General features: G+C 51.2%; 19 protein-coding genes. 6 read left to right on the top strand and 13 right to left on the bottom strand.

Annotated features, from left to right (window positions below; all coding sequences use genetic code 11):
* Positions 1-19: 19 nt before the first annotated feature.
* Genes DXZ20_RS27880 through DXZ20_RS27860 form a run of 5 tightly spaced genes read right to left on the bottom strand, consistent with a single transcriptional unit; the run spans position 20 to position 5,087 of the window.
* Positions 20-685: an ABC transporter ATP-binding protein gene (locus DXZ20_RS27880; RefSeq protein ID WP_163702369.1), complete on the bottom strand. Its 666-nt coding sequence runs from the start codon at positions 683-685 to the stop codon at positions 20-22.
* Positions 672-1,601, bottom strand: a complete 930-nt coding sequence (locus DXZ20_RS27875; protein WP_163660293.1) for an ABC transporter ATP-binding protein — start codon at positions 1,599-1,601, stop codon at positions 672-674. The genes DXZ20_RS27880 and DXZ20_RS27875 overlap by 14 nt, the downstream gene beginning before the upstream one ends.
* 2 nt (positions 1,602-1,603) lie before the next feature.
* Positions 1,604-2,464, bottom strand: coding sequence for an ABC transporter permease (locus tag DXZ20_RS27870; RefSeq protein WP_163702367.1), 861 nt, complete (start codon positions 2,462-2,464; stop codon positions 1,604-1,606).
* Positions 2,461-3,465 (bottom strand): ABC transporter permease, encoded by a 1,005-nt coding sequence (locus DXZ20_RS27865; RefSeq protein WP_250564694.1) that lies wholly within the window; start codon positions 3,463-3,465, stop codon positions 2,461-2,463. The genes DXZ20_RS27870 and DXZ20_RS27865 overlap by 4 nt, the downstream gene beginning before the upstream one ends.
* Entirely contained in the window at positions 3,456-5,087 is a 1,632-nt protein-coding gene (locus DXZ20_RS27860) for an ABC transporter substrate-binding protein (RefSeq protein WP_163702365.1), read from the bottom strand. The genes DXZ20_RS27865 and DXZ20_RS27860 overlap by 10 nt, the downstream gene beginning before the upstream one ends.
* A gap of 534 nt (positions 5,088-5,621) precedes the next feature.
* Between DXZ20_RS27860 and DXZ20_RS27855 the strand changes: the two genes are divergently transcribed.
* The 3 genes from DXZ20_RS27855 (at position 5,622) to DXZ20_RS27845 (ending at position 8,485) form a co-directional block, all read left to right on the top strand.
* Positions 5,622-6,635: an ArsJ-associated glyceraldehyde-3-phosphate dehydrogenase gene (locus tag DXZ20_RS27855; protein ID WP_163702363.1), complete on the top strand. Its 1,014-nt coding sequence runs from the start codon at positions 5,622-5,624 to the stop codon at positions 6,633-6,635.
* A gap of 220 nt (positions 6,636-6,855) precedes the next feature.
* Complete coding sequence (gene arsB, locus DXZ20_RS27850) at positions 6,856-8,001, top strand: ACR3 family arsenite efflux transporter (RefSeq protein ID WP_163702361.1); 1,146 nt, start codon at positions 6,856-6,858, stop codon at positions 7,999-8,001.
* Positions 8,002-8,029: 28 nt separating this feature from the next.
* Positions 8,030-8,485 (top strand): phosphatase domain-containing putative toxin, encoded by a 456-nt coding sequence (locus DXZ20_RS27845; protein WP_163702359.1) that lies wholly within the window; start codon positions 8,030-8,032, stop codon positions 8,483-8,485.
* A gap of 99 nt (positions 8,486-8,584) precedes the next feature.
* Here the strand turns inward: DXZ20_RS27845 and DXZ20_RS27840 are convergent, their stop codons facing one another.
* The 8 genes from DXZ20_RS27840 to DXZ20_RS27805 all read right to left on the bottom strand — a co-directional run bounded on the left by DXZ20_RS27840 (position 8,585) and on the right by DXZ20_RS27805 (position 19,588).
* Positions 8,585-9,655, bottom strand: a complete 1,071-nt coding sequence (locus DXZ20_RS27840; RefSeq protein ID WP_163702357.1) for a WD40 repeat domain-containing protein — start codon at positions 9,653-9,655, stop codon at positions 8,585-8,587.
* Between the two features lie 352 nt (positions 9,656-10,007).
* On the bottom strand, positions 10,008-11,138 hold the full coding sequence (locus DXZ20_RS27835; protein WP_163660308.1) for a glycosyltransferase family 4 protein: 1,131 nt from the start codon (positions 11,136-11,138) through the stop codon (positions 10,008-10,010).
* 262 nt (positions 11,139-11,400) lie between these two features.
* Positions 11,401-12,600 (bottom strand): NAD-dependent epimerase/dehydratase family protein, encoded by a 1,200-nt coding sequence (locus DXZ20_RS27830; RefSeq protein ID WP_163702355.1) that lies wholly within the window; start codon positions 12,598-12,600, stop codon positions 11,401-11,403.
* Between the two features lie 319 nt (positions 12,601-12,919).
* Positions 12,920-13,327 carry a Gp49 family protein gene (locus DXZ20_RS27825; RefSeq protein ID WP_163660311.1) on the bottom strand — a complete coding sequence of 136 codons (408 nt, stop codon included), beginning with the start codon at positions 13,325-13,327 and terminating at the stop codon, positions 12,920-12,922.
* Between the two features lie 185 nt (positions 13,328-13,512).
* Positions 13,513-13,659: a hypothetical protein gene (locus tag DXZ20_RS27820; protein WP_163702354.1), complete on the bottom strand. Its 147-nt coding sequence runs from the start codon at positions 13,657-13,659 to the stop codon at positions 13,513-13,515.
* 41 nt (positions 13,660-13,700) lie between these two features.
* Entirely contained in the window at positions 13,701-14,870 is a 1,170-nt protein-coding gene (locus DXZ20_RS27815; protein WP_163661682.1) for an esterase-like activity of phytase family protein, read from the bottom strand.
* An 80-nt stretch (positions 14,871-14,950) separates the two neighbouring features.
* Positions 14,951-16,399: a glycoside hydrolase family 13 protein gene (locus DXZ20_RS27810; RefSeq protein WP_163703636.1), complete on the bottom strand. Its 1,449-nt coding sequence runs from the start codon at positions 16,397-16,399 to the stop codon at positions 14,951-14,953.
* A gap of 207 nt (positions 16,400-16,606) precedes the next feature.
* On the bottom strand, positions 16,607-19,588 hold the full coding sequence (locus tag DXZ20_RS27805; RefSeq protein ID WP_163702352.1) for an AAA family ATPase: 2,982 nt from the start codon (positions 19,586-19,588) through the stop codon (positions 16,607-16,609).
* A 293-nt stretch (positions 19,589-19,881) separates the two neighbouring features.
* On the opposite strand from DXZ20_RS27805, the gene DXZ20_RS27800 reads away from it, so the two are divergent.
* The 3 genes from DXZ20_RS27800 (at position 19,882) to DXZ20_RS27790 (ending at position 23,841) form a co-directional block, all read left to right on the top strand.
* Positions 19,882-20,274, top strand: coding sequence for a hypothetical protein (locus DXZ20_RS27800; RefSeq protein ID WP_163702350.1), 393 nt, complete (start codon positions 19,882-19,884; stop codon positions 20,272-20,274).
* Positions 20,275-20,337: 63 nt separating this feature from the next.
* Positions 20,338-23,280, top strand: coding sequence for a DUF4912 domain-containing protein (locus DXZ20_RS27795; protein WP_163702347.1), 2,943 nt, complete (start codon positions 20,338-20,340; stop codon positions 23,278-23,280).
* A gap of 57 nt (positions 23,281-23,337) precedes the next feature.
* Entirely contained in the window at positions 23,338-23,841 is a 504-nt protein-coding gene (locus DXZ20_RS27790; RefSeq protein ID WP_163702346.1) for a DUF937 domain-containing protein, read from the top strand.
* Positions 23,842-24,501 lie beyond the last annotated feature (660 nt).

The raw sequence follows: 24,501 nt of genomic DNA, 5'->3' as shown, positions 1-24,501 counted from the left end.
GGATTGAATCAGATAGGCGTTAGGAGTTGGCGGTGGTGCCGCAACGACGATGGGAAGGTTGTCTCTCGGACACGAGATTAACGATAGTCTGCTCAGCGACCAAACAACCTCGTTGGCAAATCCGCTGTAGCAATGGCTGATTGTGGCTAATGGCGATGATGCCAACACTATGTTGGCGAGCAAACTCTAGGACCGCCTGCCAAATCAACGCCTGGGTATTGGCATCAAGCATAGCCGTCATTTCATCGGCAATCAGATAGCGGGTGTTGCGGTTAAGCACGCGGGCGATCGCAACCCGTTGCAGTTCTCCACCGCTCAACTCATGGGGATAGCGGGTCAGCCAACCGGGATGAATGCCGAGGGCATCCAGGATGTGGGGCTGGGGCGGATGTTTTTCTCGCAGGATGCGGTCGATGCGCCAGCGCGGGTTGACCGACAACTCAGGATTTTGAAAGACCAGCTGCACGGGGCAGTAGCCTCCTGGCAGCGGTTGTTGATCTAACGTGATGCGCCCGTGGCTGGGCCTCAGATATCCAGCGAGGAGTTTACCGAGTGTGGTTTTGCCATACCCGGACGGGGCGATCAGACCTATCACTTCTCCTGGTGCGATCGCAAGCGACTGATCGCGCACCACCCACGGCAGCTTAGCGCCGTAACGAAACCACAGACCTTCACCCTTCAGCATGGATACACCTCACCCAACCTTGACGAATAAATTGCAGTTCTGGTCGCGCCCGTTTACAGTCAGCCGTGCTCCAGGAACAGCGATCGCTATACAGACAGCCCACCGGCAGCTGGTCAGGGCTTGGCTGATTCCCCGGCACCGGCACAAAGTCGTTTTGAGGTAGCGATCGCCAGAGAGCCTGGGTATAGGGATGGCGCAGATTACCAGTTGTGAAATCCTGAGCGTTGGCGATTTCAACCGTGGTGCCGCCATAGAAAACTACCACCCGATCAGCGACCTGTAAGGCCGCTTCAATATCGTGGGTAATCAGCATCACGCCTCGACCCCCCTGAGCCAGTTCGCGCAGGTGATTGAGGGTTTCAGTCACCACGTCAGGGTGCAGACCCGGCGTCGGTTCATCGGCAATCACAAGCTGAGCCTGGGTCATGACGGCGGTTGAGACCAGAACTCGCCGCGCCATCCCACCCGAGAGCTGAAACGGGTAGCGCTTTGGCGTATGAGCGGGCAAATCATAGCGAGCAAAGGTGCGCTCCACCAGGGTTCTGGCTGAGCGCGCAGGGAGACCATTGAGCTGCCCCACCCGCTGCACCTGCCGCCCGACGGTCATTAACGGATCGAGGTAGCCAACCGATTGGGGAATAAGTGCGATCGCTTTACCCCGCAATGCCTCGCATCGCTTCTGGGTTAATGGTTTTCCTTGAAATTCCATCGTCCCAGAGAGCTGAGCGTTCTCCGGCAATATCCCCAAAAGAGCATGGGCCAGAAGACTTTTCCCGGAACCGCTGGCACCCACCACCGCCACCAGTTCTCCTGCCTGGACAGTTAAATCCAAATCAGTGATCACCGTTAGCCGCTTGCGGTGCAGTCCTTGATCGTATTGGGTAAACGTAATCCCCAGGTTTGAGATGGTGAGCATGGTTACCCCTGACTTGTCTTTGGATCCAGCAACGCGCGCATATTTTCCCCTAGCCAGTCAAACGATTTGACCGACAGCAGTAGCAGCAGCCCCGGCATGACACCCAGCCACCAGTATCCCGTTGACAGGTGGCGCATGGATTCCGCCAAAATAATGCCGATTGCCGGAATATGGGGCGACAGACCAATGCCAATAAATGACAGGGCCGCTTCGTGCAAAATTGCGTGGGGGAAGAGCAAAATCAGCCCCACTATCAGCTGTGGAATGATGTGGGGCACCATGTGATGTCGGGCAATCCAGAGGGGCGATCGGCCAAAGCGGTGGGAGATCTTTACATAGTCAGCGCTATTCACCTGCAAGACTTCCGCCCGAATCACCCGCGCTAAACTTGTCCAGTGGGTGAGCGCCACGGCAATGATTACCCCACGGGTGCCCCCGCCAACAGCAAAGGCAATCAAAATCAGCAGAACCAGGTGGGGCAGGCTAAAGAAGACATCAATAATCCAGGTGATCACGGCATCGACCCAGCCCCCCAGTGTGCCCGCCGCCAAACCCAAGCCAGTGCCGATCAGGGCGCTGATGGCGGCGGCGAGGAGGCCGATTCGTAAGCTGAGGGACAGGCCGTGGAGGGAGCGGCTGAACATATCTCTCCCCAGCCAATCGGTGCCGAAGGGGTGGGCTACAGAGGGGGGCTGATTACGCTGAGATAGCACAGGGCCAAGGCCGCCATCGCCAATTACCCAGGTGCTAAAAATGACTGCCAGTAAAAACAACGTACACAGGGCAATCCCCCAAAGTGTGCGCTGTCGCCGGTTATTGCGGAGACCGCGGGAGACAGGGTCAAAAGGAACTGTAATCGTCATGACTGTGAACTCCCCAGTGAACTTTCCAGCCGAATGCGCGGATCAACGATAGGATAGGCCAAGTCAGCTATCGTATTGCCGGTGTAAACAAACAGCGCACTGAAAAAAACAATGCCGACGAGCAGCGGAATGTCACTTCGCAGGGCGGCCTGTACCGTGGCTTCCCCCAGTCCGGGATAGGCAAATACCTGCTCCACCAGCACCGACCCACCAAACAGCTCACTCAGGGAGGCAAATTGCAGGGTCAACGCGGGCAGGATTAAGTTGCGAAATCCGTGGTAGCGAATGATGCCCCAGAGCGGTTCACCCTGGGCACGGGCAAACAGGATGTAGTCGCTGTGTAGTACATCAATCAGCTTTTGTCGGGTATGTAGGGCAATATTGGCAATGCCGATGATGCTGAGGGTAATGGCAGGCAGCAGCAGGTGGTGCAGGTGTTGCCAGAGGGTGACATCGCCTGCCAAAACACCGGGGGGTGCGGCACAACAGATGGGCGTTACCCTCAGGGACACCGAGAAGATAATCAGCAGTAGCAGCGCGGCCCAGAAAGTGGGCGATGAGGCCATCGTGTAAGCGTAGAGGCGAATCACTCGGTCGATCCAGGAGCCTGCCAAAGCTCCCGCCAGGATGCCCAGACCTAAGCCGAGGGTGCCGGACAGCAGCCATGCGATCGCAAGCATCTGCACCGACACCCAAAATCGCTTGGCAATCACCTCGCCCACGGGTTGGTTAAACACCATCGAAGTGCCCCAGTTACCCTGCAGCAGCTGCCCTAGCCAATCCCAAAACCGCACCGCCATGGGCTGATCCAACCCCCAACGCTCGGCGATCAGCTGTTGCTGCTCCGGGCTAATGCGCATCATGTCAGCACCGATATAGGCCTGCACCGGGTCAATCGGGGATAGGCTCAGCAACACAAAGGTGAAGATGGCCACCGCCAGCAGCAAGAGACCGAGCCGCAACAGCTTTTGGGCCGTAAAGGTCAATATTGTTAGCTGCATGTCCACTCCCACCCAGCGATATTGGCCGTAATCGGCCAGCCGTGGCCGTGGGGTTCAACCTGGAGTTGACCAATATCCAGACAGTCACTGACAAAGTAAGTGTGGTCTAGATTGACCAGCCAGGCCCAAGCCGCATCGCCTTTAGCGGTAAATCCGGTGTCGCCATCCCACTGGGCCGCTTTCCAAAAGGCGATCGCCTCCGCTTCTGACGATGCGCCCATGGCCAGATCCAGTGTGTTATCGATGGCTTGATTGGCGTAGTAACCGGCATTGTAGAAATCTCCCTGGGCGGCCTGACTGTGGTACAGGTTGTACATCTCGGTCTGGTCGTGACTGCCCCAGCCGAATACCACCACATTGCTGTGCATGGCGGGCTCGATTTCATCCCAGCTTTTACCCTCGACGTTTGCCTGAATGCCAACGGGCTTGAGCATTGCTGCCGTGGCCAGGGCCAGCGCTTGCCGAGTGCTATCGCTGGCGGGATAGAGGATCGTAAATTCAGCCGTGAGACCGTCTTTTTCCAACACACCGTCGCCATTGCTATCTGTCCAGCCGCCCGCCGCCAAAATCTCTTGGGCCTGCTCAGGCTGGGCGTCTTCGATGGCCGCACTCGGTTCTTCCCAGGCGAGACCACTGACAGGACCGAAGGCAACGGACCCGTAGCCTTCGAGGACCCCGTCCACCAAAGCTTGGCGATCAATGGCATAGTTCACCGCCTGCCGAATGGCCGGATCTGCCGTCACATCATGGCCAATCGGGTCACCATCGGGGGTTGTTTCACCGGCTGACGCTGGCAGAAAGGGAAACATCAGACCCCGATTATCAACGCTGGTCACATCGTAAAGCGTCATGCCCTCAATGGTTTGCACGGCTAATGCTTGGGGCACACTCACCACCTGCGCCTCTCCCGCTTTGGCCGCAGCAAAGGCGGCATCCTCTTCCACAAACAGAAAGACGAGGCGATCAATACCGGCAGACTCGCCGTAGTAGTTGGGGTTAGCCTCGACAATCAGCTGTTGCCCTTCATCCCACTGCACCATCTGGTAAGGACCCGAACCGATGGGATTACGGGCATATTCCGGACCGTGGGCATGTTCTGGCACAATGCCGAGGGTAATCAGGCGATTAACAAACGTGCTTTGGGGTTCGTTTAAGCGCAGTTCGACGGTGGTGTCGTCTATGACCACCGCTTCTTCCAAAATGGTCACGTCCGTCAGCCCCCCGCTTGCGGCGGCCTGGTTGAAGGTGTAGGCCACATCAGACGCCGTCACGGGTTCACCATCGGAAAAGATCGCATCATCGCGGATGGTCACGGTCCAAGTCAGCCCATCCTCACTCACCCTATAGTCTGTTGCGAGGTCATTGATAATGTTTAGGTCAGCATCTCGCTTTAGCAGCGTGCTTTGAAACAAGGGGGAACCATAGCGCCCCCAGCCCAAAGTGGGGTCGTAGCCTTCTTCACTTTCGCCCGCGATCGCTAGGACAATCTGCTGTGCTGAACCTGTGCGGGAAGCAGGCTCCTCTGCCCCAGACCCCGTTGGACCAGCCCCGCAGCCGACTAAAACGGCTCCCAGCAAAGCGGTTCCCAGAGACCCAAGTAATATCTGTTTTCGTTTACCCATAGCGAGCTTACACCCTATTAATTGCGTGGGGGCTTAGACGAGGGTCAACAGATCTCTTAGCTTGCTTGGTGGTCTCCGCAGTGGAGCGGGTCATGAGATGGTAGAAGACTTTCTCAATCAACTACGGGTGCGATCGCTAAGCCTGAAGACTCTCGTCTGCCCCATAGATTATCGAAACAGTTTCCAGGGGTTCTATGCCCCTGAGGGGCATAAATCCAATCTTTTAAGTAAGATTTTTGATTTGAGTAACCCCTTGATTTTTGGGTGCTGGTTTTGAACTATCGGACGATTCTATCGAGATATCTATCGTTAGACCTCCTTTTGTTGTGGTTATAAGCTTTTCGACTCATGTGTACCGCATATGCCTGTAGTGCTTCAAAATCTCTTCTCTGATACAGACGTAATACTTGATTAGCTCTTATCTGTTGCTGTATCTGTTGAGTAGAGTTGCCTAATTGTCGTGCAGACAACTTTAAGTTTCAACTAAAATTGAAATAATTAATATAGTCTACGCAGTTTCAGGGTGACCGGGTAATGGTGAGGATTGGAATTAATGGCTTTGGCAGAATTGGTCGCCTGGTGTTGCGGGCTGCCTGGCCACAGTTGGACATTGTCCATATTAATGAAATTACTGGCGGTACTGTCGCTGCCGCCCACTTACTTAAGTTTGACTCTGTTCATGGGCGTTGGACTCCAGACGTTGAAGCGGCTGGGTGCGATCGCATCCTGATCGATCATAAATCCGTTACCTTTAGCGACCATGCCACCCCTGGCGCAGTCCCCTGGGACGACCTGGGTATAGACATCGTTCTAGAGTGCTCCGGTCAGTTTCGTACACCCGGCCGGTTAGCTCCTTATTTTAAACGTGGGGTTCAAAAGGTGATTGTCGCGGCCCCAGTCAAACAGGGGGCACTCAATATTGTTTACGGCATCAATGACCATCTCTACAATCCCGCCGAGCATCATTTATTAACAGCCGCCTCTTGCACGACCAACTGTCTGGCCCCCGTTGTCAAAGTCATTAAAGAAGGATTGGGCATTAAGCATGGCGTGATCACCACAATTCATGACCAAACCAACACCCAAACCATCGTCGACAAACCCCACAAAGATCTGCGGCGGGCCAGGGCCACCGGCCTATCCCTGATTCCCACCACCACTGGGTCAGCTACGGCCATCACCATCATCTACCCTGAGCTCAAGGGCAAACTTAACGGCATTGCCGTACGGGTGCCGTTGCTCAATGCCTCTTTGACGGACTGCGTGTTTGAAGTCGCCCGACCCACCACCGTCGAGGAAGTCAATCAGCTGTTTAAGACCGCTGCTGACGGAGACCTTAAGGATATTTTGGGTTATGAGGAACGACCTCTAGTATCCGTTGATTACCGGGATGATCCTCGCTCATCCATCATTGATGCCCTATCCACCATGGTGGTCGACGACACCCAGGTAAAAGTTTTGGCCTGGTATGACAACGAGTGGGGATATTCCTGCCGCATGGCTGAGCTGACACAAAAGGTGGCGGAGACACTGGGGACTGGCAGTTAATGGCTAATGCAAAAAGAATTCTTTTTATAACTTCAATTCTAGAGAGTAGTCCCCCTTTAGAAGGGGGACTACAGGGGGTCTCGACACTAGCGCGAAGTATCGAAGAAACCCCTCCATCTACGGCATATCCCTTTCGAAAGGGGAGGACAAACTAAAGCTCTTTTTTCACTTTCGAGCCTTACACACACACTTTTTTCATAACCAAATCAGGACGTATCCCATGACCAGCGATTATTCCCAAGCTCCCCCCCAGGCCGGTGGTGAACTCAATATCTTCGAACGCTATCTCACCCTCTGGGTAGCCGTTTGCATCGTTGCCGGAATTCTCCTCGGGCGAGTCTTTCCCAGTGTGGCCCAAACACTCGATGCCATGAGTGTTTATCAAGTATCGATTCCCATTGCCATCTGTCTGTTTTTCATGATGTATCCCATCATGGTGAAAATTGACTTTTCCCAGGCTAAGCGAGCGGCTCAAACACCAAAACCAGTGCTGCTTACCCTGGTTGTTAATTGGCTGATTAAACCCTTCACCATGGTGGTGCTGGCCCAGTTTTTCCTGGGCTGGCTATTTCAACCAATACTCACAGGCACCGAGATTATTCGCGGCAGTGAAGTGACCCTGGCCAATTCCTACATTGCTGGGGCAATTTTGCTGGGGATTGCCCCCTGTACAGCCATGGTGCTGATGTGGGGCTACCTATCCTATAGCAACCAGGGCCACACGTTAGTCATGGTGGCTATTAATTCGCTGGCCATGTTGTTTCTCTACGCCCCTCTGGGGGGATGGCTACTCTCTGCCAATGACCTGATCGTTCCTTGGAAAACCATTGTGCTGTCGGTGCTCATCTACGTGGGATTACCCCTGTTGGCGGGCAGTATCTCACGTACCTGGATTCTAAGACACAAGGGCAAAGCCTGGTTTGAGAATGTGTTTTTGAAGTATTTGGGACCGGTGGCGATTCTTGCCATGCTCACCACCCTGATCTTGCTGTTTGCCCTCAAGGGAGAATTGATTGTTCGTAATCCGCTACATATTTTGCTGATTGCGGTGCCCTTATTTCTGCAGACAAACCTTATCTTTTTAATTACCTACGTGGCCGCTCAAAAGATGGGCATGGTTTACGAAGATGCTGCACCGGCGGCGCTGATTGGGGCTAGCAATCATTTTGAAGTTGCGATCGCAACCGCCGTCACCCTGTTTGGCCTCAACTCCGGTGCGGCCCTGGCCACCGTGGTGGGTGTGCTGATCGAAGTACCCGTTATGCTCATGCTAGTGGCCCTGTGCAAACGCACAGCGTTCTGGTTCTCCCGTGAACCCCACAAAGCCACCCTGCCTGACCCCCGTTGTATCCGTCCCCTTTCCTAGATATTTAGAGCTATTCCCAAAGACCACCATGTCAGACCTGTCCTTGCCCCCCATTTCTCAGCAGCTGTGGTGGGTTATCCCCGAGCGTCTTGCTGGTGTGCGCAAACCCACTGAAGCAGAGCTAGCAGAGCTGATGGGTGAGGGCATTGGCGCACTGGTCTCACTGATGAGTGATGATGGCAATTTGGAGCTTTACCAACGGCATCAAATTCCCCATATCTGGGTACCCATCCTCGGTGGCAAAGCCCCCAGTCTGGAGCAGGTGGAACAAATCAAAACCTTTGTAGATGCGCAAACCTGTCTGGGGCATGCCGTGGCTATCCACTGTTCCAGCGGTCGTCGCCGTACCGGTACGGTGCTGGCTGCATTATTAATCAAGGCAGGAGACAGCTATGAAAAGGCTTTAAATACCATCTTGACGGTTAATCCAGCGGTGGAGCTGAGGGAAGCACAGATTAACTTTCTCAAAAGTCTCTCGGATTAAGCAATGTTCAGATACGTGAGCGATCCTGTGAAACTTTTGGCAACAACTGGTTCCCCTTGGTACGGGGAACCGTCAGGGAGGCGCTGGATTTTGCCAACCTTACTGCCACACCTTGACGGGTTGGTCTTTGCCGCTGCTAATCAGCGTTTGTCCCAAAACGTCAAAGTCCACCGACAAAATCCAATTATCGTTGTCATCCAATGTTTGAATTACCTGATGGCTGGATAAATCCCACAGCTTGATCGCCGTGTCTACGCTACCACTGGCCAGGATTTGGCCATCGGGGCTAATATCCAGAGCAACGACGCGATCGCTATGGTCAGTCAGGGTGGTTTGCAACGTACCGGTTGTCAAATCCCACAGCTTGATGGTTTGATCCCAACTGCCGCTGGCCAGGGTTTCACCATCTGGGCTAATGGCCAGTGAGCGCACAGTATCGTCATGGCCGGTGAGCTTGTTTAGGAGGGTACCGGTGGCCAAATCCCATTGGCGAATGATGCGATCGCTACCACCGCTGATCAAGGATTTACCATCGGGTGTAATCTTGACTGACCACACGGGCTCGCTGATATTTCTGTTGTAAAGCTGTTCGCCAGTCCTAAAATCCCAGGCCGTAATATTGCCAGCATAGTCACTGCTGACCAATATCTGATTATCAGGACTCAAAGCCACTGACCATACGGGGGAATTTTTAACCGGAAGACTATACAGCAGTTCTCCCGTTTCCAATCGCCACACCTTCAAACCATCGCCGCCGCCACTGACCAGCCAGTGGCCAGCTGCTGATATCGCTAAGGTCCTAACCGCATCCTCATGCCCGATGAGAGTGTGCAGACGGTCACCCGTTTGCCGATCCCACACCTTTATTTGGCCATTAGCCTCGCCGCCAATTAAAAGAGAGAGACCGCTTTCCTGGGTATGGGTAACCACTGTCCATACTGGGCTATCCCCCTGAAAATACTGGGCCAATGTCCATTGAGTCTTAGGCACAATGGACAGCTGTGCAGATCCACTATCGTTGGTCGGCGTGGGCTCTACAGTACGGGTTAGGCTTGCCGGTATGACCAGCGCCAGCGCCGCGACTAATCCAGCAATACCGGGTACCCATAACAATGGTCGCTGGTTCAGTTCAGTAAACCATGGTCGTAGCCAGCCATTTAGATAGTTCATGATGCGTCCCTAATGTCTTAAATGTCTTACTTAAGACAGCTATCCCATTGCTAACAACAAGTGAACAGACCAGACATCCCACGTTGAGTATCAACAATCACATATTTCTGAATTTAGCATAGTCATCTAATATCAGTTCCCAAAGGCATGTCTACAGTTCAGAGCCCTCCATACTTGGCAATGTCAGAACTGAGCAATGTCATAGTTCCACAACTCAAAACCAAGAACCAAGAACTGGCATACGATCCACTCAACACAAAAATACAGCGCCCAGATGAGATTTGTCTGGACGCTACCTGAGTATGATCTAAATGTCAATGAATGAAATGGAGGTTGGACATCCCCCCGTTTATTACGCCACCATGGGTATTTCAGCAGCAAGCACCTCAGCATAGAATTTCTGTAGCTGCTGCGTGGCCCCACGCCAGCCCCAACGCTCAGCTTCCATGCGAGCATTGCGGCGCAACAACTCAATTTCAGCACGGGTCGCCAACAGACGCTGTGTCGCCTTAATTGCCCCTTCCTCATCCTGAGGATCAAACAAGAATCCGTTTGTACCATCGGTAACAATGTCGGGAATGCCGCCTGCATTAGCGGCCACAGTGGGACAGCCTGCCGCCATCGCCTCTAACAGCACCAATCCCAACGTCTCTGTTCGAGATGGGAAAATAAACGCATCGCCAGAGGCATAGGCAGACGCTAATTCCTCACCCCCAAGATAGCCGACAAAGTTAGTCGCGGTTCCTGCAAAATGCTCCTCCAGTTCTTCTCGATAGGGACCGTCACCCACCAGAGCTAAGCGAGCGTCTGGAATCGCCTCCAAAATTGGCTTGATTCTATCCACTTCTTTCTCAGCAGATAGACGTCCCACATACAGCAGCAATGGTGCATCTGGATGGCCTTCACTCAGCCGCCCACGCATTTCTCGGCTGGCCAGACTCGGGCGAAACAGGTCTGTATCGACACCCCGCTGCCAAACCTTGACATTTTCAATACCGTGTTCAGTTAGCTCCTGCTGCATTGCTGTAGACGTGCACAAATTCATCCGTGCATTGTTGTGCACTGCTTTGAGTAGCTCCCACAGCATGCCCTCAAACATCCCGAAGCCATAGTGCTCTAGATACTTAGGCAAGTGCGTGTGGTAAGAAGCCACAAGCGGAATTTCTAAGGCCTTGGCATAGTAGACGCCTGCTAAGCCCAGGACCGCTGGGTTAACCACATGCACCAAATCAGGCTGAAATGCTTCTAGTGCCTCACCAATAGATGGACGGGGCAAAGCCAACTTCAGCTCTGGATATAACGGCATGGGAAAGCCAGAAACACCCTCCACCTTGGCCCCTTTATATTCCGTTAGCCCCCCCTCAGGGCAGAACACGCATACCTCATCCCCTAAGGCCTGAAGCTGTTCGACGGTATGCTTGAGACGGGTTACGATACCGTCAACTTTGGGAAGGAATGTTTCGGTAAACAGAGCAATGCGCATACGGTTAGCAATGATTGAATGCAGATGTATCAAAAAATACTGAGCTGTTGATTATTCAATCGCGAAATTGCCTCAGGCTCAAGCTTTCATAAAATCTTTTTTTTGGCAATATCCTAGGCAACATCGATTGCATTGATCGATAGTGAGCTTTGAGATGGGATGAGCCCCTAAAATAAAAAACAGAGCATAGAATCAATGGGGAGCGACTCCCTGATCCCATACTCTGCCTATCCAGTAATCACATGACCGTAATCACTGGGACCTAACCTGCAGGAATGGGGGTAGGTGCAGCAGTAGACTTCTTAGTCCACCTGGATGTGCAGATAATCTTGGACGTGTCGCAGCGACCAACATACTTCTTGGCAATCTCTGTCACTTCCAACATTAGACCTTTGTCCAGTTGGGTAGGCTGGAGCCCCATATCTAAGAAGCACTGATTGTCAACGACTAGCTCGTTTTCTGCCGCTTCATTACGGGGGTTCTCCATATACTGAATTTCAGCATCCGCAATGTCAGCCACAATGCGCGCTAGATCCCGCACGCGATGGGTTTCTGTCATCTGGTTCAGGATTTTAACGCGGTCACCCTTGGCCGGTGGGTTATCAATGGCCAGCTCAACACAGCGGACGGTGTCTTGAATATGGATAAATGCCCGTGTTTGACCACCGGTGCCATGAACAGTTAGCGGATGACCAATGGCAGCCTGCATCAAGAAACGGTTCAGCACTGTGCCAAAGTCACCATCGTAGTCAAAACGATTGATCAACCGCTCATCCATGGCAGTCTCACGGGTGTTGGTACCCCAAACGATTCCCTGGTGTAAGTCAGTCACCCGTACTTGATCGTTCTTGTTGTAGTACGCGAAGAACAACTGATCTTGGGTTTTGGTCATGTGATAGATACTGCCAGGATTAGCTGGATGCAGAATCTGTTTTTCGATGACCTTACCCGAATCGGTAACTACTTGGATATCCAGATACCCCTCGGGAATCTTCATACCAGCGGTGCCGTAGCCGTAAACACCCATGGTACCGAGGTGAACCACATGGATATCTAGCTCAGACTCAACGATGGCACATAGGACATTGTTGGTGCCGTTAAGGTTGTTATCAACGGTGAAACGCTTGTGCTTTGCTGACTTCATGGAGTAGGGGGCAGCCCGCTGCTCGGCAAAGTGCACAATCACATCCGGAGCATAGTCACAAATTAGATGCAAGAGTCTGTCATACTCTTGGGCAATGTCGAGATTATGAAAGTCAATGGTTTTACCACTGACTTCTTGCCACGCCGATAGGCGAGTAGACATGGAGCTAATGGGAGTTAAAGAAGCAATTTCTAGCTCATTATCGATATTACGTCGCGATAGGTTATCAATAATGGCAACTTCATGACCTGCGTTGGATAGATGCAGTGCAGTGGGCCAGCCGCAAAAGCCATCTCCCCCTAATACGATTACTTTCATCCTTTAGCGCTTAAGCCTCCTTCACACGCCCTAGAGTTGTTGGGCGATTCCTACCAAGCGTAAACCAAGATTTGCAAAACTCAAAGAACCAAAATTTTCTCTCACCTCTGAGAAAATAAGAGAGCGTCTGTATATATGGACATTCCCAGGATCGATGTTGGCTGTGATCGTCACTTTTGTTTAGCGTTCTGGGCGTCGGTTGGAGTAGTCGCGACCGGAGTCGCTGCTGGTTAGTGTACTTGTATCCATTGCCTCAACCTGTCCATCTGCGATCGCACTGCTTAACCCCCAGGGTGGTCACATCTTTAGTTAAGCGGTTTTAATCGGTGGGTACTCCAGTTCTGGCCCACCGGAGGGTAAAGCCTAGAAGGTGCCATACCTGAGCTTCGATTTTTTGCAAACACTCGGCAGCCCCTAATACCTCGTTATAGTTGGCTGCATCGACACAGGCAGAATGAGCAAATAGTTCAAATCCATTAATTAGCCGGGCTCTGATAATGGTGGTTTTTTCTCCCAAGGTGAGGGTTTCCGTATCATCGATAAAGGCCTCTACCACTGTTTCAGAAATGCGGGTGCTGTCACTAATGGGAAAGTAAGCGGTTTCAAAGGTGGCTTTCGGGCTCCAGCTCACATACCCATCAGGATAGATCACCTCATATCCATCTCGACCATGTTTTTTGAGTGGTTTAGCTTCCACTTCTTTGACACCGATGTAAGTTTGATGCATGAGGCTTCTCCTTACGTAGCTCGTTTTTTGTCGGGCATGTAGAACACTACTTGAGCAGTTTCTTGCTTTTTGAGGCGACTGATCAGGCCATCCTAGCTGACCTTCAGCCCGCAGATAGCAGCGGTCACATTACCGGCTAGAGCCTGGTCATAGCGTGACGTTGCAACGTTATCCGTTACGATGATTCATCCCCGTTCGTAAGTTTCCCGGATATTGTCACGTACTAGCCATCGGTCAAAGGTGCCAATGCCAACGCTGATTACCGCTGCGATCGCAGCTAATCGCTCCCCACACCAGCATTCCCGTGCTGTGTGATGTGCTCTATAAAGCATTGATTAGTTTCGAGACTAGTGGCGTTTATAAAAGGTTGTCTTTAGAGACCGCTTAAGGTGAAGAGCCAAATCTGCGTTTCCTGCCGATTGTCAAAGTTATTGTCGCTGGCCATAATCAGGCTTTGACGTCCATCTGACAGTTTCGGGCCTAAGGTCATGGCCTCTAGATTATCTGGCTCTAAAGGCGTTAAATCTGCCACAAGCCGCTTGCGAATGGGGGTGATGCCGCTGGTGTCACCCTTGAGAGTTGCGATCGCACTGACATCACTCGCCACTCCAGTGGCCAGCTGATAGAGCTTAATGGATAGTCCTTGCAGGCCAAAGGCCCGTTCAATGGCCAAAAAGTGCCCGCCCACATCGATAGATAAAATTTCCGATAACCCATTGAGCAGTGCCCCCAGGGGAGCAGGGTCCATGGAATACAAGTGTTCTGACAACAGTGTAGACTGCCCTGTGCCGACAAAATTGGGATCAATCAGGTAGTGGAGCCAGCGGTTCTTAAAGGGAATATCCGGGTCAACATCTAAGTCCTGGTACAGTGGGCCTTCGGTGGCAGCAAATAGTCGAAAGGGTTCATAGGAGCCACCGGGAGCACTCAGGGTCAATGCTTCAAATCCAATATTTTCTTGAATGCCCTGGGTTTGGGGATCCGAAATTTCGCCATCCTGGGAGGCCAACAAATACCGTTCTGGAATACGAAAGTTAGTTTTGAGATGCCCAGTTTCTAGATCAAACTCCTGTAATTTTGGTGGGATTTTTTGCTGAGGGGAGCCCTCACTGGAAACAATTAAGCTGCGGCTAGGGGTAAGAACCATGCCTTCAGCATCCAGAGGCGCAATGGAGTTGCCATCCTGGTCTTGTAGATCAGTGACGGCTTCTACCCTGGCAGCCTGGATGCCAGACGGCTTCAGCGCCAGGCTGAGGGTGTAAAATCGCGGGCGTTGGCGATCGTCAGAGAGGGCATAGTATTGGTTGCGATCGCGATCGTAGGCAATCGCTGATAGCCCGCCGACTTGAGTCCCTTCAAAGTCTTCCATGGGCAGCACTATATGGTTAATAGCCTCTACCGATAGATCCAGAAATAAACGTTCTTCGGCACTGACCTGGGAAACGGCACAGCTACTGACAACAACCGCCAACAATCCTATCCACAGAAAAGCGTTTAAAAAACCTAAAAAACCGCTTCCCCCCCGTTGTTTCAGCCTGTTCATTACCCACGCCTCTAACAAAAGCTTCATAAACCCTCCTAGGGTAGCAGACGGCTCATTAAAGCGTCTGTAAAAGCGACCCACTAAATTGATGTACCTAGGACTCCCCCTGACTGCGGTGGGAGTCTGACCTGCTGAGTCTTGCTGGCAAACTCAATCTCTCCCCAAAGAACGTCCATGTCCTTCCTTAACGTTGGCAACGTTGGTAGGGTAACCATGCCTGGCTGCTTACCTGTGTTCACCACCACTACAATTGTTTCTTCTTCATGGCTGCGGGCAAAGGCATAAAGATCGTCTTCAGCAGCCAAGGTTTGATAGGAGCCGGTACGTAGGGCAGGATGCTGATGCCGCAGGGCAATGAGTTCTTTGTGCAGGGCTAACAAAGCTTGATGCCAATCTGGTTTATCAGGAAAACTACGACGACAGTCTGGATCGTGGGCACCCGTCAATCCTACTTCATCACCGTAGTAAATGCTGGGCGCACCAGGGAAGGTCATTTGTAACAACACAGCCAGTTGAAAACTCCGCTGATCGTCGCTAACAACAGTAATGGCACGGGCAATATCGTGGCTTGATAACAAATTTAACTGGGTTAATTGAATCTCCCAGGGATACAGGGCCAACAACTCGTCTATCTTTTTGGCATAGCCCTGGGCATCGAGGGCAGGATAGGGAAAGTAGGCGGGTCTCTCCACCAGGGACATAACAACTCGATCTTTAGCTGTAAAGGCCAGCACTGGTCCCGTAAAGAGATAGTTCATTACCCCATCAAACTGTGTGCCATCAAGCCATTGGCGGGCATCGGTCCATATCTCTCCCACAATATAGGCCTCTGGGTTAATGGCCTTTACCCGCTGACGAAATTCTTGCCAGAAACCCTCTGCTTTTACATCAAACGGGACATCCAATCGCCAGCCGTCAATTCCCTGACGAAGCCAGTATTCAGCGATCTGCATGATGTACTCGCGAACCTGGGGATTATCGTGATTAAACTCCGGTAGGGCTCGGTTATCGTACCAGCTTTCGTAATTAGCAGGTTTAGCTCCATCATAGGCAGATAAGGGCCACCCTTCTACCTTAAACCAGTCTAACCAGGGAGATGTGGGACCGTTTTCAAGGATGTCATTGAAGAAAAAGAATCCACGGCTAGCATGGTTAAAAACACCATCAAGAACAACTTTGATGTCTCGTTGGTGAGCGGCTTCTAGTAAATCAAAAAAGGCCTCATTGCCCCCCAGCAATGGATCGACTTGATAATAGTCATGGGTATGGTAGCGATGGTTACTGGCAGATTGAAAGATGGGGGTAAAGTAAATGGCATTCACACCTAAGTCGTTGAGGTAGTCTAGATTTTCGGCCACACCCCATAAATCACCCCCTTTATACCCGCTGAGGGTGGGCGGTACCTGCCACGCTTCCAAAGGCACCTGCATCATAGGAGGTCGGGATTGTCGCTGGGTGCGGGCAAACCGGTCCGGAAAAATCTGATAAAAGACGGCATGTTTCACCCAGTCAGGAGTTTGGATTTGCATAGAAGCTATGGCAGACTGCATCGCTTAGGGTAGCGGTTTGTTAGGGAAAATCGTTTAGACGTTAGGATGCTTAAAGATATGGTTGCTACCTGAATGTAGAGGCCATGTAGAGGCCATGGCAGAGGGAGTTGATCCCCAGCGCTGACTGTCGATCCCTCCTGTAGGTCCCCTTCGTATTTCCCCTCCGTATTTCCCTTTCGTATTACATTATCCCGATAGTCGTACCTGGGAGCCCGCTTCCGTTTTCATCACATCAATGCGGGTTTGAAAGGCCTCTCGAAAATGGGGTATGTGGGTCACGGCTAAAATACAAGCAAAATCAGGTGAGATCGCATTGATCGCTGCCACTAATCGATCACACCCTGCCTGATCCTGGGTACCAAACCCCTCATCAATGATCAGCATCTGCAGCGCCATGCCAGATCGCTGGGCTAAAAGCCGGGCCAAGGCTAACCGAATGGCAAAATTGACCCGGAACGCTTCACCACCAGAATAGGTTTCGTAGGCCCTTGTACCCTGGGTATCGGCAATTAGAATATCTAAGGTGTCAATCAGTTTTTTACGCCCCGAACGCTGCGTGACAAACTGTACATGCAGCTGATGGGCACTGAGACGCCCCAGAATTTGGTTGGTTTCTGCCTCTAGCTGGGGGAGTAAATTTTCAATCATCAATGCCTGTATGCCGTTTTTGCCAAACGCATGCTGCAGCTCTTGATGCACCCTGTACTGATGCTGATGACTGTGGAGTCGTTGCCGCTGTTGATCGACCTGTTGCTGTAGGGCATCCAACTGCTGTAGCTGCTGTTCTAGACGACCCAGCTGGCTAATGTGTGCTTCTCGCTGGGTTTGCAGTTGGGCCAACGTAACATCCAACTGCTGGATTTGCTCGGTGGCATCAGGAATAAGGTTGACGTCAGTATTGGCAATCTGTTGCTGTAGCATCTCGCATTGTTGCTGCTGTTCCGCTTGAATAGTGGATAAGGTGTGGCGCTGCTGTTCTAGATCAGGCAATGTGGAGCGGGCCTGCTGTAATGTCTGATGGCGCAGCTGCCAGGGTTGCAGGGCGTGTAGACGTCGCCGGAGCTGTTGGTGATGCTCAGAGGAGTAATCCAGCGCTGCCAGGGTTTCCTCTAACTGCAATAGTTCTTGAGGGAGTTGTTGATCAAAGGTGTCGAGTTGCGATCGCAATGCCGCTAACTCATTTTCTTTTTCAGGTCGTTCCGCCAACAGTCGTTCCAATTTGCGCTCGGCTTGAGATAATTCCGCTTGCTTAAATTCGGCCCAACGTAGCTGTTCAACTTGATTACGAACGAGGGCGTGATCGCGCTCATCATAATTTAATCGGGTAAGTTGTTGTTCTAGCTGTTGATATTCTTGTTGTAAGTCGGCTGCATAGTCTTCTGAATCTAAACATTGTTCTAAATGATGCCGTTCTTGCTCCAGTGCTTTGAGCCGCATGGTCACTTCTGTTGCAGAGCTGAGTTGAGCCTTGAGAGCCCCCTGCTTTTGCAACACCATACCGTACTTTTCTAGCTCTGCTTCCAGGGCTCGATATTCCCGCCGGAGCACCTGAATCTCTCGTTCAGAGGTGGTTAACTGTTCACGGATCACCCATACTCTCTTTTGTAAGGTGTCTCGCTCCTGTTGTAGTTGGGAAATCACCTGGGGGCCATGATCCGCCAGGGGGCGCTCACATAGAGGACAGTTTGCGGCTGGCTGGGTCAGCACCGCTAGCCGCTGTTCTAACTGGATCAGCTGCTGCTCAATCTGACGCTGCTCACTTTGGAGCTGTGCCATAAAATCTCGTCGCTCTTGACCTTTTTGACGAACTTGAGCTTGATAGGCCCGACGTTGTTCTAGATAGGTGAGCTGATGCTGTACCTGGGCCAGGGTTTGATGGAGTTTCGGTTGTTGCTGAGGGGCCAGGGTAGCCTGGGTTTGACTGATGGCTTCTAAGCGGGCTTCCAATCGTGCCGATGCCTGTTTCAGTCGGGTGTGAACCTGCTGCCGTCGCTGTAGTAACGGTGTGACATCCATCTGGCGTTGGTCCAATAGGCGCAGCTGCTGACGGGCAGCATGGAGCTGTGTCAAACTGACCTTCACGGTTTCCCGTTGACTCAGACCCTGCTGCAGCTCCGCAATTGTCTCGTCTAGTGAGGCAAGTTTCAGCTGCATTTGGCCAATGGCGGTCTGTAATGCTGCCCGTTGTTCATGGCGTTGGGCCTGCAACTGCACCTGTTTAGTCTGGGTTTGCTGATACTGCTGAAAGCGTTGGGCATACTCCTCTTCTTGGGTCTGCAACTGTTGCAGTTGACCATAGCCTGCTTCAATGTCGAGAGCTGCATTTAACTCCACCTGAAAAGCATTAAACTGCTCCTCAACCCGCTGTAGCTCTGCATACCGCAGCATTTTAGTTTGGTGTAAGTGCTCAAGTTGTTGTTGCAGGGTTTGCAACAACTGTTGCTGTTGCTGCCGCTGCTGTTGCTGTTGTTGCAGATGATCGCGCTGTTCTTGAGCCGCCTGCTGCTGTTGCTGGATGTCTGTAACCTGTTGCTGCAATGTTTGATAGTGGGTGGCGATCGCACTGCGTTCTGCCAGTTGCTCCTCCGCCTGAGTTAGCGTTGTAGTTAAGACTTTAATTTCAGCCTGATAGTCACGCCCCCGCTCCCGCGCTTTTTCCACCAGACGGTCATACTGACTCAGCTTTAGCAAATCAGCCAAAATCTGCTTCCGCTCACCTGGGCGCTTTAACATAAACTCATCCGCTCGGCCCTGCCGCAAATAGGCCGAATGGATAAACGTTTCGTAGTCCACCTTCAGATATTGAAGAATCAGCTGCTGCGTTGCCCGCACTCCCCGCTGGGTCAGACTGCGAAATCCATTTTCTGTCTGTATCTGAAATTCGAGTAAACAGCCTTGCTTGCGTCTGCGTCCCCTCAAAACTCGATAAACTTGGCCCTGGTGCTCAAAGGTAAACTCTACCCTGGCCTCTTTGGCACCTAGGTGAATAACGTCATCATCGGTGGCCACCCGACTGTGTCCCCAAATCACCCATGCCATCGCCTCTAGCAACGAAGACTTACCGGCACCATTGGGGCCACAGATACAGGCCACATGCAACCCCGCAAAATCGAGGGTAACCTCTCGATAGCTCAAAAAGTTAATTAGGGTTAGACGCTTGGGAATCATGGCATAGCTTTACAGCCTATGCCCACCATAGCAAGTACATACGATCTTTAGTACTTGCGATCTGTTTTTTAAATAACTAGCGATCCCATCGATCTGGTTTACTTATAACGCCCTGTAATTCCAGTTTTATCCTTAAGAGAGATTATTCTTGGGCTAAATTCGCCGTATGTTGTAGCAAAGTTCAAAAACCATAACCGATAAGGTTCCGTTTTGACTAAGTGGATAGAAAACTTTATCTGTCCTTAAAAATGGACTTGTAATTTTTCACTGGCAGATTAAAGGAGGCTGAAACCATGGAAGCTGACGTAGTTACAGATCTGAAAGTGCATAGTCGATATAACTGTTATCGCCTAAGTCCCGAACAAATGAATGCGATTCAAGATAAGGGTGTTTCGGTGACGCTAAATCCTGGCACTAACATTGTCAAGCTTCTGAAAAACGAGACTTCTTACACAACGGGCACGGGGGCCAAGGCCGAACCCTGGATTTTGCTATGGATTTATGGTGGCAAAGTTATTAATAGAAAAACAAATGTGGAAGTTGTTGCCACCTGGGCGTCGCTAAATGGCTACGATGACGCCTTGACAATGGATGTGACTGAGCCAGCAACGCTGTGTGCTTTTTTGTTCGATACCAGCACAGGCAACCACAGTGGTGAATTAACCCTATCTGTCACCACCCTCTGAGCGTGGTTTTGTCTGCCCATCTCTCGTATTCCATACATTTGGATCAAAAACGTGTACCGAAAGATGTCTTTGGTTAAATTCGCCAAAATTATTGTTGCAACAATAGCAGTTTCCCAGGTGCTTAATGAGAGCTTTGCGCGACAAAATTTGTTCGCTCAATCGTTTGAAGCGCCTCCTGAAAGCTTTCCGATTCCCAATGCTCTACCAGATGGTACAACTCTCAAGGTGGATGGTTCCACCAGCATGCGCCTCACCAACGAAGATTTAGAGAGTCGATTTGAGAAACAGTTTCCCAATGTGGATGTTGAGCTCGATACCAGCCGCACAGATCAAGCATTTCAAGCGCTGATTAATGGCGACATTGATATCCTAGCCACAGGTCGACCGTTAACGGATGCAGAAAAATCGCAGGGTGCCATAGAAGTTCCTCTGGAACAGCGGGAAAAACTGGCCATTATCATTGGCCCAGAGAACGGATTTGAAGGCGATCTCACCTTTGATCAGTTTGCCCGTATCTTTCGAGGAGACATTACCAATTGGTCTGAAGTGGGCGGTCCGAATGTTCCCATTCGCTTAGTTGATCGACCTGGCTATAGTGATACCCGACGGGCCTTCAGTACCTATAACGTCTTTGAAGGACAGCCATTCACAACAGGGACCATCGCTGATCCAGTATCAGATGATGAAACTGAAAGTGTGATTTCAGCCCTTGGCGCTGATGGTATTGGTTATGCGGTGGTGTCCCAGGTGGCCGAACGCGATGATGTGACCATCATCCCCATGCACCAAACGTTACCAGATGATCCCCGCTATCCCTATTCTCAATATCGTGCCTTTGTTTATAAAGAAGGCGCTAGTCCCGCAGCCCTTGCTTTTTTAGGATTTGCAACCACTGAACTAGGGGAAAAGGTTCCTGCTGTTGGAGACGCTGCATCTGGCCTCGATACACCAACCGATACACCAACCGCAACATCAGCCAGTGGTAATGCTCCCACCGATGCTGATACATCAGCGACTGCTCCCGGTACAACAGCAGCTGATCCACCAGCGGGGGCAACAACCAGTAGAGAGACCGGTAGATTTCCATTTTGGCTACTGCCACTGCTCGCGATTCCGTTATTAGGAGGTTTGCTGTGGTGGCTGTTAAAAAGCGGCGGTGGTGCTCCCCCTGCATCCGTGGCAGAGAGTCCAGTCCAACCTCGTATGGTATTAACTCCCCGAAACGATCGGCATGCCTATGCTTATTGGGAAATTCCCCAAGAGCATTTGGCTGAAGTAAAGCGGCAAGGGGGAGAAACCATGATGCTGCGCCTCTACGATGTCACTGGACGCAGTAAAAATTCGCCTCTGCCTACCCCCACAGCGGAGTTACCCTGTTTGGAGTCCACCCCTGATCTCCACTTACCGATTGAAGGGGACGGTCGCAATTACTGTGCAGAAGTGGGATATTTGACCAACGATAATCAATGGTTACCCATTACCAAATCAGCTCCCATACGGATACCTGTCCGTCCTGACGTCAAGCCAGTTGCCTCTAATCTATCCGAGCTTAAAGCACCAAAACCTAGTGGTCAAGGCATGGCTGGTGCTCTGGGAGGTGCGGTTTTAGGTGGGGCGGCTCTGGCGGGAGGAGCTGCGGCCCTAGGAACTAAGCTAGCAAGGGGTAAAGCAAAACCGTCTGCAACAGCGGGGCGCATGGTTCTCACGCCGCGCAATGGGCAAAACGCCTATGCTTACTGGGAAATTCCCAAAGAACACTTGGCGGATGCTCAGCTTCAAGGGGGTGAAACTCTGGTGGCGAAGCTCTACGATGTTACCGATAGACCCAACGATGCAGCCTTACCGGAACCTGCTGCTCAGGTGGAGTGTGCAGCGGCGGATAGGGATGCCCATTTCCCCATTACGTCAGGTCACGACTACATCGCAGACGTTGGTTATCAGACTGCCTCAGGTAGCTGGCTATCCTTAGCTCAATCAAATTTGGTACAAGCTGGCGGTCGTCAAGAAAGTACGTTAACCGGCAACTTTCCTGGTGCTGCTGTGCTGGGAGGTGCTGCTGCCGTCGCAGGTGCTGCCGTCGCAGGTGCTGCTGTCGGACAAGCTGCAAACTCAGCCATCTCCAACAGTCGGATTGTCATGGCTCCGCACAGCTCTCAAAAGGCATATGCCTTTTGGGAAGTTCCTGAAACAGCAAAATCGGCCCTCAAAGCAGCAGGGGGGCAGGCTTATCAGTTGCGTATTCACGATGTCACAGCTATTGATATCGAGCGACAGTCGCCCAACAGCACACTTACCTACGGTCTATCGGAGTCGGATTGCGATCGCACCGTTCATCTACCCAATGATCACAGTGAGTATGTAGCAGAGGTCGGTTACCAAACAGCCTCTGAAGACTGGCTAACGTTGGCTCGATCCATCCCAGTGACCCCCTCTCAAGTCTTAACCCAATCCGACAATACGGCTGATTTAACAGACACAGTCCCTGAGCAAACATCCCCCATTCCAGTCGCCGCCGCTGTGGCCACTGGCAGTCTATCCGCCGCCACAGTCAAAGCTCGGCAGGCCGATCCCACAGATGGAAACAACCTTGATACACCACAAGTCCCCCCCTTAAATCAAGGCTCTACTCAAACTGTTCAAGTCCATAGCCGCAACAATGCCATTATGTTTGATGAAGGTCAGCTGCACCACATTGAACATAATGTTGCCAGCACTTATCAGTTAACTTCGGGCATGTACACATTGCAGCTTCGAGATGGAGTCTTCAACTATGACGCTGACGACAATCACCCAGGGGAAGCTTTTGTGTTGCTTTGGGTTCATGGAGGCACAGTCATCAATCAAAAAACTGGGGTTCCCGTCAGTTCCACCTGGACCACACTCAATGGATATGATGACACCCTAATTTTGGATGTTAGAGAGCGTGTTAAAATTTGCGCCTTCTTTTTAGACACCTATCCAGATGACAACTCAGGCGAGGTCACCCTGTCAATAGTCAAGCAATAGGTGGCACAACAACTCTATTGGAACACAAATAGTAAGAGCATTTTGGAGAATAAAACAATGTTTTTCGAAGTATTAAGTGCAATCAACGATCCTAACCAGCAGGCCAACATCAGTCAGTTAGAACAAATAATCACATCAGTGCAAAAGTTGGCCAGTAGTCAGGGCGTTAATCCCCATCAAATGCAGTCCATGATGACTGTTTTAGGTGGAGCTCTACAGCCTGTCTTACAACAAAAACAGTCTCAGTTCGGCGCTGGACAGCTAGCCTCCATGCTGGGTCGCACAGATGATGCCTCAGTGTTGACATCGATCATTTCTCCACAGCTACAGGAACAACTCGCCCACACAGTCGCCCAAAAAACTGGAATGCAAGCCTCTACGGCCCAGGCTATGTTCCCAAAACTGCTGCCCATTGTGATGCAGTTGTTTAACATGGGTGCGCCAACACCAGGCAGCGTCGGTGGAATCAACTCTCTGCTAAGTGTGTTTTTAGACAGCAATCGTGGGAAAAATACGGATTTAGGCCATGTTATGAAATTTGCAGAGCGATTTTTAGCCTGACTAAGCATATAAGGCTGCTTAAGTATGTGAATCTCCAATAAATTAGATGTGAAATAGCAAAACGTTCTCGATCATCCTATCCGTGCCCAAGTATTGAGACAGGTAGTATATCCCCCAAAAACATACTACATTTAATCCGTATAAAAGCAGAGACTTTATCGAAAATCTTGGATTTTTGGAAACATACATGATTTTTTATCGTCCTACTTGACAGGTGCAAATCTAGAACATTATTTGCAGCGACGTTCTGCATAGTCCACTGAGCATTAGGGCACATTTATACAAGCCCCCATCCTTCCGTAGAAACACATTGACCACTTTCATTGTCATATACATTTGAATTGGTCATAGGTCTACCTGGCTGACTTTTTTCAAGTATCGCTATGCATTATTAATGATGTTTGTATTAAGGGAGGTAGTTGAGCAAAGTCTTTATTGGCGGTATTCAAAGCTACTAAAAATAGAATATCAGCTAGAATATCAGCCATCTAACTGAATTTAGCTGCTCTCATCCTGGTGGTTTCGTTTCAGATAGTAAGAGTTATCTGTCGAAGATTACCTCAAGGTTCATCATCACAAATAGGTTCTATCTGTATTTTTCTCCTGTGGCATTGAATCTTATGCCCGGAAGTTTTGTGATTGGCCCCAAGGCACATACGC

The organism is Adonisia turfae CCMR0081 (genome assembly GCF_011009555.1).
Taxonomy (GTDB): domain Bacteria; phylum Cyanobacteriota; class Cyanobacteriia; order Phormidesmidales; family Phormidesmidaceae; genus Leptothoe; species Leptothoe turfae.
This window is presented reverse-complemented; position numbering and strand designations above follow the sequence as displayed.

Bases quoted from the DNA above. Each gene is read 5' to 3' on its own strand.
- DXZ20_RS27805 (WP_163702352.1), bottom strand. From the start codon at position 19,588: ATGATTCCCAAGCGTCTAACCCTAATTAACTTTTTGAGCTATCGAGAG.
- DXZ20_RS27835 (WP_163660308.1), bottom strand. From the start codon at position 11,138: ATGCGCATTGCTCTGTTTACCGAAACATTCCTTCCCAAAGTTGACGGT.
- DXZ20_RS27880 (WP_163702369.1), bottom strand. From the start codon at position 685: ATGCTGAAGGGTGAAGGTCTGTGGTTTCGTTACGGCGCTAAGCTGCCG.
- DXZ20_RS27830 (WP_163702355.1), bottom strand. From the start codon at position 12,600: ATGAAAGTAATCGTATTAGGGGGAGATGGCTTTTGCGGCTGGCCCACT.
- DXZ20_RS27845 (WP_163702359.1), top strand. From the start codon at position 8,030: ATGTCAGACCTGTCCTTGCCCCCCATTTCTCAGCAGCTGTGGTGGGTT.
- DXZ20_RS27865 (WP_250564694.1), bottom strand. From the start codon at position 3,465: ATGCAGCTAACAATATTGACCTTTACGGCCCAAAAGCTGTTGCGGCTC.
- DXZ20_RS27820 (WP_163702354.1), bottom strand. From the start codon at position 13,659: ATGCTTTATAGAGCACATCACACAGCACGGGAATGCTGGTGTGGGGAG.
- DXZ20_RS27870 (WP_163702367.1), bottom strand. From the start codon at position 2,464: ATGACGATTACAGTTCCTTTTGACCCTGTCTCCCGCGGTCTCCGCAAT.
- arsB (WP_163702361.1), top strand. From the start codon at position 6,856: ATGACCAGCGATTATTCCCAAGCTCCCCCCCAGGCCGGTGGTGAACTC.
- DXZ20_RS27790 (WP_163702346.1), top strand. From the start codon at position 23,338: ATGTTTTTCGAAGTATTAAGTGCAATCAACGATCCTAACCAGCAGGCC.
- DXZ20_RS27815 (WP_163661682.1), bottom strand. From the start codon at position 14,870: ATGAACAGGCTGAAACAACGGGGGGGAAGCGGTTTTTTAGGTTTTTTA.
- DXZ20_RS27840 (WP_163702357.1), bottom strand. From the start codon at position 9,655: ATGAACTATCTAAATGGCTGGCTACGACCATGGTTTACTGAACTGAAC.
- DXZ20_RS27875 (WP_163660293.1), bottom strand. From the start codon at position 1,601: ATGCTCACCATCTCAAACCTGGGGATTACGTTTACCCAATACGATCAA.
- DXZ20_RS27795 (WP_163702347.1), top strand. From the start codon at position 20,338: ATGTCTTTGGTTAAATTCGCCAAAATTATTGTTGCAACAATAGCAGTT.
- DXZ20_RS27800 (WP_163702350.1), top strand. From the start codon at position 19,882: ATGGAAGCTGACGTAGTTACAGATCTGAAAGTGCATAGTCGATATAAC.
- DXZ20_RS27855 (WP_163702363.1), top strand. From the start codon at position 5,622: ATGGTGAGGATTGGAATTAATGGCTTTGGCAGAATTGGTCGCCTGGTG.
- DXZ20_RS27825 (WP_163660311.1), bottom strand. From the start codon at position 13,327: ATGCATCAAACTTACATCGGTGTCAAAGAAGTGGAAGCTAAACCACTC.
- DXZ20_RS27860 (WP_163702365.1), bottom strand. From the start codon at position 5,087: ATGGGTAAACGAAAACAGATATTACTTGGGTCTCTGGGAACCGCTTTG.
- DXZ20_RS27810 (WP_163703636.1), bottom strand. From the start codon at position 16,399: ATGCAAATCCAAACTCCTGACTGGGTGAAACATGCCGTCTTTTATCAG.